Origin of the sequence: Photobacterium sp. S4TG1, assembly GCF_036040035.1 — a bacterium.
Classification (GTDB): Bacteria; Pseudomonadota; Gammaproteobacteria; order Enterobacterales; family Vibrionaceae; genus Photobacterium.
On the sequence record NZ_JAYXUH010000008.1, the window covers coordinates 85269 to 96996 of the forward strand.

General features: G+C 41.9%; 13 protein-coding genes. 5 read left to right on the forward strand and 8 right to left on the reverse strand.

Going from position 1 to position 11728, the window contains the following annotated elements; genetic code table 11:
- Nucleotides 1-128 precede the first annotated feature (128 nt).
- The 3 genes from secB to cysE all read left to right on the forward strand — a co-directional run bounded on the left by secB (nt 129) and on the right by cysE (nt 2650).
- Nucleotides 129-599 (forward strand): protein-export chaperone SecB, encoded by a 471-nt coding sequence (gene secB / locus VXS03_RS11405; RefSeq protein ID WP_060997786.1) that lies wholly within the window; start codon nt 129-131, stop codon nt 597-599.
- A gap of 21 nt (nt 600-620) precedes the next feature.
- Nucleotides 621-1631: an NAD(P)H-dependent glycerol-3-phosphate dehydrogenase gene (gene gpsA / locus VXS03_RS11410; protein ID WP_327763841.1), complete on the forward strand. Its 1011-nt coding sequence runs from the start codon at nt 621-623 to the stop codon at nt 1629-1631.
- 197 nt (nt 1632-1828) lie between these two features.
- The gene (gene cysE, locus VXS03_RS11415) at nt 1829-2650 is read left to right on the forward strand and encodes a serine O-acetyltransferase (RefSeq protein WP_327763842.1); all 822 of its coding nucleotides are present in this window, start codon (nt 1829-1831) and stop codon (nt 2648-2650) included.
- Nucleotides 2651-2712: 62 nt separating this feature from the next.
- Here cysE and VXS03_RS11420 read toward each other — a convergent pair whose 3' ends face one another.
- The 3 genes from VXS03_RS11420 to VXS03_RS11430 all read right to left on the reverse strand — a co-directional run bounded on the left by VXS03_RS11420 (nt 2713) and on the right by VXS03_RS11430 (nt 5339).
- Nucleotides 2713-3177 carry a tRNA (cytidine(34)-2'-O)-methyltransferase gene (locus VXS03_RS11420; RefSeq protein ID WP_065194024.1) on the reverse strand — a complete coding sequence of 155 codons (465 nt, stop codon included), beginning with the start codon at nt 3175-3177 and terminating at the stop codon, nt 2713-2715.
- A 96-nt stretch (nt 3178-3273) separates the two neighbouring features.
- Complete coding sequence (cpxA, locus tag VXS03_RS11425; RefSeq protein WP_327763844.1) at nt 3274-4647, reverse strand: envelope stress sensor histidine kinase CpxA; 1374 nt, start codon at nt 4645-4647, stop codon at nt 3274-3276.
- A complete protein-coding gene (locus VXS03_RS11430) occupies nt 4647-5339 on the reverse strand; it encodes a response regulator (protein ID WP_327763845.1) in 693 nt (230 codons plus the stop codon). Before VXS03_RS11430 ends, cpxA begins: the two co-directional genes overlap by 1 nt.
- Before the next feature lie 199 nt (nt 5340-5538).
- Here VXS03_RS11430 and VXS03_RS11435 point away from each other — a divergent pair, with 199 nt between their 5' ends.
- Entirely contained in the window at nt 5539-6021 is a 483-nt protein-coding gene (locus tag VXS03_RS11435; protein WP_327763846.1) for a CpxP family protein, read from the forward strand.
- A gap of 507 nt (nt 6022-6528) precedes the next feature.
- Entirely contained in the window at nt 6529-7491 is a 963-nt protein-coding gene (pfkA, locus tag VXS03_RS11440) for a 6-phosphofructokinase (RefSeq protein WP_327763847.1), read from the forward strand.
- A 148-nt stretch (nt 7492-7639) separates the two neighbouring features.
- Here the strand turns inward: pfkA and tpiA are convergent, their stop codons facing one another.
- The 5 genes from tpiA to glpX all read right to left on the reverse strand — a co-directional run bounded on the left by tpiA (nt 7640) and on the right by glpX (nt 11664).
- Complete coding sequence (gene tpiA, locus VXS03_RS11445; RefSeq protein WP_327763849.1) at nt 7640-8410, reverse strand: triose-phosphate isomerase; 771 nt, start codon at nt 8408-8410, stop codon at nt 7640-7642.
- Nucleotides 8411-8632: 222 nt separating this feature from the next.
- A complete protein-coding gene (locus tag VXS03_RS11450) occupies nt 8633-8929 on the reverse strand; it encodes a DUF3135 domain-containing protein (RefSeq protein ID WP_327763850.1) in 297 nt (98 codons plus the stop codon).
- A 127-nt stretch (nt 8930-9056) separates the two neighbouring features.
- Complete coding sequence (locus VXS03_RS11455; protein WP_327763852.1) at nt 9057-9800, reverse strand: ferredoxin--NADP reductase; 744 nt, start codon at nt 9798-9800, stop codon at nt 9057-9059.
- A gap of 13 nt (nt 9801-9813) precedes the next feature.
- Complete coding sequence (locus tag VXS03_RS11460; RefSeq protein WP_327763853.1) at nt 9814-10431, reverse strand: helix-turn-helix transcriptional regulator; 618 nt, start codon at nt 10429-10431, stop codon at nt 9814-9816.
- Between the two features lie 225 nt (nt 10432-10656).
- On the reverse strand, nt 10657-11664 hold the full coding sequence (glpX, locus tag VXS03_RS11465) for a class II fructose-bisphosphatase (RefSeq protein ID WP_327763854.1): 1008 nt from the start codon (nt 11662-11664) through the stop codon (nt 10657-10659).
- Nucleotides 11665-11728: the final 64 nt, after the last annotated feature.

An 11728-nucleotide genomic window follows, 5' to 3' on the forward strand; every position in this document is an offset into this window, starting at 1 on the left:
TTATTCGATGTGATTTTGCAGCGTTATGAATGTGAAATGACGATCTAAATTGATGCAGCCTGTGGAATGCACAGTTGCTAGTATAATTAATAACTCGTGGTAGCGAGTATTTATAAAGGACTCCAAAAATGGCTGAAGCAGCAAATACCGAAGCACAACAAAACTTCCAAATTCAACGCGTATTCCTAAAAGATGTGTCTTTTGAAGCGCCAAATTCACCAGACGTTTTCCAAAAAGAATGGAATCCTGATGTGAAATTGGATCTTGATACTCAAAGCCGTGAATTAGCTGAAGGTGTATATGAAGTGGTACTTCGTTTAACTGTAACGGTTAAGAACGAAGAAGAAAATGCATTCCTATGTGAAGTTCAACAAGGTGGTATTTTCACTGTTGCTGGTATGGAAGCGCCACAACTAGCGCATTGCCTAGGTGCATTCTGCCCGAACATCCTATTCCCATATGCACGTGAAACAATCTCTAGCCTAGTGGTTAAAGGTACGTTCCCACAATTGAACCTAGCACCAGTAAACTTTGATGCTTTATTCATGAACTACCTAGAGAACCAAGCTGAAGCAAATACTGCTAATTCAGAAGCTTAATTTGTAAAAGTGACCAATATAATGAACGTTAATAATACGATTTCGATGGCAGTGTTAGGCGCTGGATCTTACGGGACAGCATTAGCAATTGCATTAGCCAGAAATGGTGCCAATGTCATTTTGTGGGGCCATGAGCCGCACCATATGGCGCAATTGGAAATCGATCGTGCCAATGAAGCGTTTCTTCCTGGAGTAAGCTTTCCTGATTCGTTGATTTTAACGTCGGATTTGCAAGCTGCAATTCAAGGTAGTCGTGATGTGTTAGTCGTTGTACCAAGCCATGTTTTTGGTGGTGTATTAGCGCAAATGAAACCTTTTTTGCGTTCAGATTCTCGTATCTGTTGGGCAACGAAGGGTTTAGAACCTGACACTGGGCGCCTACTTAAAGATGTTGCGGTTGAAGTGTTGGGTGATCAAATACCTCTTGCCGTATTATCAGGGCCTACCTTTGCGAAAGAGTTAGCGGCTGGTATGCCGACTGCAATTGCTGTTTCTTCACCTGATGCTGATTTTGTGGCTGATTTACAGCAAAAAATTCATTGTGATAAGACATTTCGTGTTTATAGCAACAGTGATTTTATTGGCATGCAACTGGGCGGCGCGGTTAAAAATGTGATCGCGATTGGCGCTGGAATGTCAGATGGCATCGGCTTTGGTGCCAATGCACGTACTGCGTTAATAACTCGTGGTTTAGCTGAAATGTGTCGTTTAGGTGCAGCGCTTGGCGCGCAACCTGAAACCTTTATGGGAATGGCAGGTTTAGGCGATTTAGTGCTGACATGTACCGATAATCAATCACGTAACCGTCGCTTTGGGTTAGCGCTTGGTCATGGTTGCAGTGTCGAGCAAGCACAACAGGATATTGGTCAAGTAGTAGAAGGTTATCGTAACACTAAAGAAGTGTGGTTATTGGCTCAACGACACCAAGTTGAAATGCCAATCACTGAGCAAATTTATCAAGTGCTTTATCTTGGTAAAGATGCACGCGAAGCGGCAAAAGATTTACTCGCACGTGAGAAAAAGTACGAATAAAGTTGCTTGCTAAGGGCGATAACTGGTATCTATAAAATAACGCGAGCTTAGGCTCGCGTTATTTTTTATAACTGTACTAAAATACAATAACGTTCAGTATTCTGAGTGTGTAATGTTATTCGATTCATAACCGACTAACTCATGAATAATGATGATATTGGTTTGATGAACATCAATAAGTGGATTCGAGGGAACTTGTGAAGGAATGTCAGCAATATCAACTATGGCTAGAGATCGAGCAAGAGGCACGACAACAAGCCGAACAAGAACCCATGCTAGCGAGCTTTTATCATGCCACGATTATTAAGCATGAAAATTTAGCGTCAGCATTGAGTTATATTTTAGCCAATAAACTGGCAACGCCATCAATGCCTGCGATGGCTGTGCGTGAGGTAATAGAAGAAGCGTTCGTTAGCGATAGTAATATTGTTGAAGCCGCAGCTTGTGATATTCGTGCCGTTGTTGAGCGAGATCCTGCAATTAATGCTTACTCTATTCCATTACTCTATCTTAAAGGGTGTCATGCTTTACAAGGCTATCGAGTTGCTAATTGGCTGTGGAAGCAAAATCGTAAAGCACTTGCTGTGTATTTACAAAATCAAATATCAGTGGCTTGTCAGGTTGATGTTCACCCAGCAGCGCAGATCGGTTGCGGTATTATGTTTGACCACGCGACAGGGATCGTGATTGGTGAAACGACGGTAATCGAAGATGAAGTCTCAATTTTACAGGATGTGACTTTAGGGGGTACAGGTAAAGAATGTGGTGATCGCCATCCTAAGATTCGTCAAGGGGTGATGATTGGTGCAGGTGCTAAAGTCTTGGGTAATATCGAAGTCGGTGCTGGTGCTAAAATTGGTGCATGTTCAGTAGTATTAGAACCGGTACCACCTCATACAACGGTAGCAGGTGTTCCTGCAATTGTTGTTGGTCGTCCTAAGACAGCGAAGCCTGCTACTGAAATGGATCAGCAATTTAATGGCAGTAATGACATTTATAACCATACAGATAAGCCATAGCTACTGATAGTGATAGACTAAAGGCGATCACATGATCGCCTTATGATTATTGAGATGATGCTTTAGATTGCACCATTAAAATCTAATTGACGCCAAGCTTCAAACGCAATAATAGCGACTGCATTTGAAAGGTTTAAGCTGCGGCTATCGGGTTGCATTGGAATACGAAGCCGTTGTTCTAATGGCAGGCTTGCAATAAATTCAGCGGGTAAACCACGGGTTTCTGGCCCAAAAAGTAGCACATCACCTTCGCCAAATTTCGCATTAACATGGTAGTTAGTCGTTTTGGTCGTACAAGCAAAAATACGACGTCCCGCCATGGCTTCCATAAATGCTTCAAAGTTTTTATGGCGGTAAACATGGGTTAGATCGTGATAATCTAAACCTGCTCGGCGTAATTTCTTCTCTTCTAAATCAAATCCTAGTGGCTCAATTAAATGTAAGTTGGCACCACAGTTAGCACTAAGGCGAATAATATTGCCAGTGTTAGGGGCGATTTCAGGTTCATATAACGCAATATCAAACATAGTTATTCAGCTTTATTTAGTGCAAAAAGAAGGCTTATTGTGACAAGCGTAACGGCAACAAGCAATCATCTTTATGCATTAGCTTAACCGTGATGGTTAGCGGGCTAAAGGGAGTGTCATACTTATCCGTAATCCTCCCAGTGGACTTGATGTTGCTTTGATACTACCACTATGCTGTCGAAGGGCGCTTTCTGTGATTGCAAGCCCTAAGCCGGTGCCACCACTACTGCGATCACGTGCGGTTGAAACACGGTAAAAAGGACGGAAAATATCATTAAGTTCATCACTTGGCACACCTTCACCATTATCATCAATAGTGATCAGTAATTGCTGTTGGTGCTGAGTAAATGTAACCTCAATAATATCGTTGCCATATTTAATCGCATTACGAATAACGTTCTCTAATGCACTGATTAATAAATTAGGATTGCCTTTTAATGGCCAAGCTTGAAGTTGATTATAGGTTAAGGTTTTATGATGTTGTTCGGCTTCAAAGCGGGCATCTTCTAACATTTCATACCATAAACTTTGACTATCGATTATTTGCTGCTGTTGATGGCTATTTACCTGCATACGAGATAGCTCTAATAGTTCACCAATCATTTTTTCTAATCGCTCGGCTTCGGTATCAATCCGTGATAGCTCATTACTTTGGCCTTGTTTGCGTTGTGCCAGTGCCGTTGCCATACGCAGTCGCGTTAAAGGAGAACGTAATTCGTGAGAAATATCAGATAACAACCTTTGTTGGCCACTGATTATATTATTAAGTGCATCGACCATTTGATTAAAGCTAGCACCTGCTTGCTTAAATTCTTGAGGCCCTTGTTCTAAGGTGGGATCCGCTTCAAACTCTCCGCGGGCGACTCGTTCTGCTGCTTGTTGTAAGCGTCGTGCCGGACGAGTGACTGCCCAAGCTAACCATAGTAAAAACGGTGTGCTGACTAACATCGTAAATAGTAATAGTTTAAAGGGCTTGTCCATTATTTGAACGAAGAAGGGCGGAGCGCCTCGCCATACTTGACCACGGTACATATACAGTGGTTGTTGTTCTGTGGTGATCACAAATGGGCCCGCAATGAGCCAACGTCCATAAAGTCGTTGCTGAGGTTTGCTCGGGTTATCTGCAATAGTGATAAAATTACGTAGCGCTTTAGTGTGTTTTTGTGGCGCAATGATATCACCGTCAACCGTCGTAAAATAAAGCTGACTATTATGATTATCGCGACGATGTGCCAGCGTTTTTATTCGTCGAACAAGGCTAGTGTAACTTGAAGGCGAAGGCGTATTTAAGCGTTGATTGATTTGCGCTGTTTGAGATTGAAAGCGTGTTAATTGATGATCTGGAATCGTTTGTACAGAGCGCGGATCATATTGAAACATCAACACAAGGGTGATAACGACCACCAATAATGTGGTCCAGAAAATAGCGAAAATACGCCCGTAAAGGTGAGTAAATCCGGGGATTTTCATTATATTGCCTCAATAAGTAAATAGCCTTTACCACGTAGTGTTTTTATTAGTGGCTTACCATCGCTACGTAAGGGTAATTTTTTGCGTAAATTTGAAACATGCATATCGATAGCACGATCAAACTGAGCAAAGCGTTTACCGAGTACTTCAAGACTTAACTCTTCTTTTGCAATAATCTTACCCGGGTGTTGTACAAAATAGCTTAAAAGAGCGAATTCGGTCCCCGTCATTTCAATCGGTTGTTGATTGTATAGCACTTCTTGTCGACCAGGATAAATGGTGAGATCTTGATAAATTAGGCATTCACTGTGGTTGGCTTTTGGTTCGATATTTGGTTGAGTTCGTCTTAATACCGCTCGCATACGGGCTAATAATTCACGATCACTAAATGGTTTGGGTAGATAATCATCAGCACCAAGCTCAAGTCCTAGTACGCGATCAATTTCATCACCTTTGGCGGTTAACATCATTACCGGAGTGGTGTGTTTTTCTCGTAAGCGGCGTAACATTTCAGTGCCATTCATTTTTGGCATCATTACATCAAGTAAGATTAAATCAATACTGCTATCGATCTTTGCTAACCCTTCAAGGCCATTATTGGCTTCTTCAACCTCAAAGCCTTCTAGCTCAAGAATATCTTTGAGAAGTGCCGTCAGTTCTATATCGTCATCAACTAAGAGAATTTTTGCCATAATGGTGTCCTGATGTACAAAGGTGGTTATTCGTAAAGTTGGTTTAGTATCGCTAATCTTTGCTGGTACGCCAAGTTAAGCTGCATTAGCTTTACGCTAGTTTACGTTTGCTAGACAGCATTTTACTTTCCAGCCGTTATGATAACTCCCAAGCCAAAAACGCTGGCAACTTATTCATGATAATGCTGGAGAAACAACGATGAAAATATTTAATAAAACACTTGTTATCGCGATGGCATTGCCATTAGCACTGGGTTCTATGTCTGCATTTGCAGGCCAAGATCATCAAGATCACCAAGGCCGTATGATGAAAGGTCATCATGGTGGAAAAATTTTTAGTCAGTTAGATCTTACTGCAGCCCAAAAACAAGAAATGAAAACCTTACGCCAAGCAAATCGTAGTGAGCATCAAGCACAGCGACTAGAAAATCATAAGATGATGATGGCTGAACGTCAGCAATTAGATAAGTTGGTATTAGCAAGTAATTTTGATGAATCAGCAGTACGTGCTATTGCTGAAAAAATGTCGCAGCAACAAGTTGAACGTCGTGTTGCGATGCTAGAGCAGCGTCATAAGATGCTTAATATTTTGACACCAGAACAAAAGCAAAAATATACAGAGCTAAAGCAACAGCGAGCAGAAAAGCATTTAATGCGATTAGAGGCTAAAAATAGTCACTAAACATCAATAGATAAGCGTTCAACGCCATCCATTAGCCATAGTCTTGACTGTGGCTTTTTTTGTTTTTGATATTAAGTTTATTATTCAGTGATTTTTTTAAGATCTTTACTCTGAAATGGTATGAGAATAAAGCAGTGATTGTATTTTTATGGTAGGTTTCGTTATTAATTTTTATCATAAAACAGCTATACTGCGTGATATTAGCTATTGTCTACATTTCTGCAACCATTAACGGTACCCGCGATTGTTAATTATGATTGGTTTATTCAAAAAATTATTACAATAATCATGATGACGGATGATAAGTATCGGTGACGGGGAAGTGATGTGCTAGCGTGATATGAATCAACAAAATATTCCATTTAAATTGTAATACTCCTACATAAGTAGGAAAATTTCAGTTTTCACGAACACAGTCTGATAAGTATTGATTGTGATATCGAGAAGGGGAACCTCGGTATGTCGTGTTGGATTTGATTTTTCAATTCCCAAAGTCAGAGGGTAACCATGATTAAGAAGATTGGTGTTTTGACCAGTGGTGGTGACGCACCTGGTATGAATGCAGCGGTTCGCGGCGTAGTTCGTGCAGCGTTGACAGAAGATCTAGAAGTTTACGGTATTTTTGATGGCTACCAAGGCCTCTACAATAACTGTATTAAAAAACTTGATCGTCAAAGTGTATCCGATGTGATTAACAAAGGCGGTACATTTTTAGGTTCAGCTCGTTTTCCTGAATTCCGTGAAGTGGAAATTCGTGAAAAAGCGATTGAGAATCTGAAATTGCACGGTATTGATGCATTGGTTGTTATCGGTGGCGACGGCTCATACATGGGTGCGAAGAAGCTAACTGAGATGGGTTACCCTTGTATCGGTATTCCAGGTACGATTGATAACGATGTTGCAGGTACTGATTACACTATCGGTTACATGACAGCAATGAACACTGTTATCGATGCAATTGACCGCCTACGTGATACGTCATCTTCTCACCAGCGTATTTCTATTGTTGAAGTCATGGGTCGTCACTGTGGTGATTTAACCCTAATGTCTGCAATTGCTGGTGGCTGTGAGTACATTATTACTCCTGAAACGGGTCTTGATAAAGATCAACTGATTGCACATATCAACAAAGGTATTGCGAAAGGTAAAAAGCACGCGATTATCGCAATCACTGAATTAATGACTGATGTGAATGTATTGGCTAAATTCATTGAAGCAGAAACTGGTCGTGAGACTCGTGCAACAGTACTTGGCCATATTCAGCGTGGTGGTCAACCAACAGCGTTTGACCGAGTATTAGCATCTCGCATGGGCGCATATGCTGTTGATCTTCTTCAACAAGGAGAGGGTGGTCGTTGTGTGGGTATTCAGTGTGAAAAACTGGTACACCATGACATTATCGATGCAATTGAAAATATGCGTCGTCCAGTACGTAACGATTTATATGAGTTGGCTGAAAAGCTGTTCTAAAATTACGTTATAAAAATACTGAAATCATGAAGGTCGATATTTATATCGGCCTTTTTTTATGGGGTAATTGCTTTGATGCTGCGCTTTATTTACGACAATAAAAAGGCCACCCAAAGGTGACCTTGATCTAATCAATCATTAAGAAAGATTATTTTTTAGCTTCAGCCGCTGCTTTAGCGATAGCTGCAAAGCTTTGTGCGTCAAGTGCCGCGCCGCCAACTAGAGCACCATCGATGTCTGGTTGTGCAAAGTAAGCTGCAGCGTTTTCAGGCTTAACAGAACCGCCGTATTGGATAACAACGTTCTTAGCTACTTCTTCAGATTTCTCTGCAATGTGAGCACGGATTTGAGCGTGGATGCGTTGTGCATCTTCAGCTGTTGCTGCTTTACCTGTACCGATAGCCCAGATTGGTTCATAAGCGATGATCGCGCCGTTTAGTGCTTCAACGCCTTGAGTGTTGATTACTGCGTCAAGTTGACGAGCACAAACTGCAACTGTTTCGCCTGCTTCGTTTTGTGCTTCTGACTCACCGATACAAAGAACAGGTGTTAGACCATTTTCTTTTAGGAAAGCAAATTTTTCAGCAACAAATTCGTCTGATTCGTGGTGGTATTCACGACGCTCAGAGTGACCAATGATGATGTGAGTAGCACCAAATTCTTTCAGCATAGCTGGAGACATGTCGCCAGTGAATGCACCGCTGTTGTGTAGGTCAGAGTTTTGAGCACCTAGGATGATCGCGCTACCAGCGTCAGTAAGCGTACGCTCAGCAAGATCAATGAAAAGTGCTGGTGGAGCAACTGCAACGTCTACGCCTGTAACACCTTCAAGTTCAGTGTTAAGACCGTTTAGTAGAGCAACAACCATTTCTTTGCTGCCGTTTAGTTTCCAGTTACCCATAACTACAGGATGGCGCATAGTTTTTCTCCAAATTTAAATGACGTAATTAACTTAACTACGTAAAAATATACCAGTCGAAACTGAATTTTTACTGTTCAAAATCATTAATGTGCTTGGTTGTACCCTTTTCGAGACAAAAAGTGAACTACAAATAGAAAAATATTTCAATATATGCAGTTTTTTGTCGATTTTTTGTGACGTTTTGGCGGAATATGCTGTTGAGGGGAAACCATGATTTTATCATTTAAAGGGCAATATTTTTGCTGGCTGTTGCGCTGATGGTGATTGCAGTGCTTGGCTGAAACGTTGTAATTGGCGCTGTAATTCTTGCTGCAATAAAATGTTGCTATGGAGTGGGTTTTTCGCGTGGCTAATAAGGCGATCTATATGGCTTTGTTGAGCTTGTAATCGTGGTTGCATATTAGGAGCGGCTTGGGCAATAGCTTGTTCAACTAACCGTTGGCGCAATAATGCGAACTGATGGGGATCTGTTGTGGCTAGGTGTACCAGTTGGTCGAAGTCAGGCAGTGAGTGCATCCGCTATTCCTTGATGGAAGTTCTATCATAATGATAGACGCTAGCGGCGAAGGCGTTTTTATTATAGTTGAGATTGAGCCCGACGCTTCAGGCTCAATAATAAGCAATGACAAAGTAGCGTTAACAATTACCAGTAATGTTCCATGGTTATTTGCCCTGGCTTACGACGCAGATTTTTAGTCAGCCCTTTTGCTTCAAGTACTGCTTTTGTATCGCGTACCATTTGTGGGTTACCACAGAGCATTACTTGGCTATTTTCAGGGGTTAGGTATAAACCCACATGCCGCTCTAATAAACCATCAGCAATGGCTTGTGGTATGCGGCCAGTTAAGCAAAGTGGTGCCGGTTCGCGACTCACAAATGGCTGCACGATAAGTTGATCGCCATATTGTTGTTTAAGGGCACTGATCTCAGCTTGATAACTTAGATCTGCAGCAAAACGTACCGCGTGGATAACAATAATCTTACGGTATTTATGCCAGACTTCTTTTTGGCCTAAAATTGATAAATAAGGCCCAATTGCTGTTCCCGTTGCGAACAGCCATAAATGTTGACCTGTCGGTACTTCATCAAGGGTAAAGAAGCCACTGGCTCGTGCTGATATTTGGACGGTATCGCCTGCTTGTAATGCATGTAATCGAGGTGATAACAAACCATCAGCGACACGTGTCGCGTAAATTTCAATATCAGATTCTTGGGGCGGGTTTACAAACGAGTAGGCGCGTTGGATCAAATTATCACCGTTCATTATGCCAAGCTTAGTAAACTGTCCCGCTTTAAACGGTTCAATATTGGCTCGTAGCGATAAACTGAATAAGTCTTGGTTCCAGTGACGGTTAGCAATAACTTGTGCAGGGATCCAATCAGCCATAATGGCCTCCTCGTTATTTGGATGTTATTCGATAAGCACAGCGCCTTTGGCCTGTAATAATATGTTCTTGACGTTGAATATGTGCCTGCTCGCCTAAAAGTTGTTGAAAAATAGCCAGCTCAGAATGGCAAAGTGATGGACAGCGAGTCGCAGCCTGGCAAATTGGGCAATGATTTTCAACTAATAAAAACCCGTTATCATCGCTGATTAGTTCTGCCATATAGCCATCATGCTGACGTAATTCGGTGAGTGCGACGAGTTTACTTTTTAAATCAGAGCAATCAGCAATAGCGGCCTGATAGTGATTTAATGTGTGTTGTTCTCGTTTTTCAATGATCGCTTGTAGACCTTGTTGACCAAATAAATCACTGACAGCCTCTAGGGTTTGTACCGCAAGCTCACCATGATGATTACTAAATTGTTGGTGACCTTGAGACGTGAGTTGCCAATGGCGCGTTGGACGGCCGACTTTAACTTTTACATCATAAGCATCCACTAAGCCTTGTTCTTCCATCGATTGTAGATGTTGACGAATACCCATCGTGGTTAGCTGAAATTTATCGGCTAATACTTTAGCCGTAACGGGGCCATCATATTTGATGTGATAGAGGATTTTTTCAATAGTTTTCATAATCAGTCATCATTGTTGCTCTTATTATATTATGGGATCAGCTTATTAAATAAAGCAATATCTTTACAATATAATAGTGCGTTAAAAATAGGACTTCTTAGGTTTAAGAATGGCGTATTTATGATGTGAGTGATCTGAAAATAAGATCAGGGTTAGGCGGGTAAGGTGCGCTAAGAGAGATAAAAAATGCACCGAAGTGCATTTTTTATTGATAACGAGGGCGTGTTATAGCGTGTGTTGCTTAACGGCGTCATGTTGGCGATTTAAGTCGTAGCTTGATTTTATACGACGCATGGTGCCACAGTTGCCGCTAATCAATAGTGTTTCAGTGGTGGCGATATCACCTTGGCGCTGAATACCATCAACTAAATCACCTTTAGTAATCCCTGTGCCTGCAAAGATCACATCATTACTGCGTGCCATGTCTTCAAGGCGCAGTAGTGTGTTTGGTTCAATGCCCATTTCTTCACAACGACGAATTTCCATTTCACCTAAACGGCGATTTTCTTCAGTGTCACCTTTTACTTGATGGCGAGGCAGTAAACGGCCTTGCATGTCACCACCTAATGCGCGAATAGCGGCAGCTGAAACCACCCCTTCTGGTGCGCCACCAATGCAATACATCACATCAACATCACTTTCAGGCATACATGTAAGAATAGATGCTGCAACATCACCGTCAGGGAAAGCAAATACACGCACACCCATGGCATGCATTTCAGTGATAAGTTGATCGTGACGAGGCTTCGCAAGAATAGTAACAACCAACTCACTCAGTGGTTTGTTTAATGCAGTAGCAATCGCTGCAAAGTTGTCAGCTAGAGGTTTATCAAGATCGATAACGCCTTTAGCTTGTGGACCCACAACCAATTTTTCCATGTACATATCTGGCGCTTTTAGCAGGCTACCTTTTTCACCAGCAGCAAGTACTGCAAGGGCATTATTTTGTCCCATTGCCGTCATGCGTGTGCCTTCGATAGGATCAACGGCAATATCAACCGCACAACCACCACAGCCCACGTGTTCACCAATATAGAGCATTGGCGCTTCGTCGATTTCACCTTCACCAATAACAATTTCACCATTGATATTAGTGTGGTTAAGCAGGGTACGCATAACTTCAACTGCCGCATTGTCTGCTGCAATTTTATCGCCGCGGCCTAACCATTTATGGCCGGCAAGGGCTGCGCCTTCGGTAACACGAGCAAATGCTATTGCTAAATCGCCTTTCATGATAACTCCAGATATAGATATCGGTAGGTTCAAGGGTATAAAAATTCAGCGCAAATTCTAGCAT

Coding starts and splice junctions, on each gene's coding strand:
- VXS03_RS11435 (WP_327763846.1), top strand. CDS start 5,539: ATGAAAATATTTAATAAAACACTTGTTATCGCGATGGCATTGCCATTA.
- tpiA (WP_327763849.1), bottom strand. CDS start 8,410: ATGCGCCATCCTGTAGTTATGGGTAACTGGAAACTAAACGGCAGCAAA.
- VXS03_RS11455 (WP_327763852.1), bottom strand. CDS start 9,800: ATGGCTGATTGGATCCCTGCACAAGTTATTGCTAACCGTCACTGGAAC.
- VXS03_RS11420 (WP_065194024.1), bottom strand. CDS start 3,177: ATGTTTGATATTGCGTTATATGAACCTGAAATCGCCCCTAACACTGGC.
- glpX (WP_327763854.1), bottom strand. CDS start 11,664: ATGAAAGGCGATTTAGCAATAGCATTTGCTCGTGTTACCGAAGGCGCA.
- VXS03_RS11430 (WP_327763845.1), bottom strand. CDS start 5,339: ATGGCAAAAATTCTCTTAGTTGATGACGATATAGAACTGACGGCACTT.
- VXS03_RS11460 (WP_327763853.1), bottom strand. CDS start 10,431: ATGAAAACTATTGAAAAAATCCTCTATCACATCAAATATGATGGCCCC.
- secB (WP_060997786.1), top strand. CDS start 129: ATGGCTGAAGCAGCAAATACCGAAGCACAACAAAACTTCCAAATTCAA.
- gpsA (WP_327763841.1), top strand. CDS start 621: ATGAACGTTAATAATACGATTTCGATGGCAGTGTTAGGCGCTGGATCT.
- VXS03_RS11450 (WP_327763850.1), bottom strand. CDS start 8,929: ATGCACTCACTGCCTGACTTCGACCAACTGGTACACCTAGCCACAACA.
- pfkA (WP_327763847.1), top strand. CDS start 6,529: ATGATTAAGAAGATTGGTGTTTTGACCAGTGGTGGTGACGCACCTGGT.
- cpxA (WP_327763844.1), bottom strand. CDS start 4,647: ATGAAAATCCCCGGATTTACTCACCTTTACGGGCGTATTTTCGCTATT.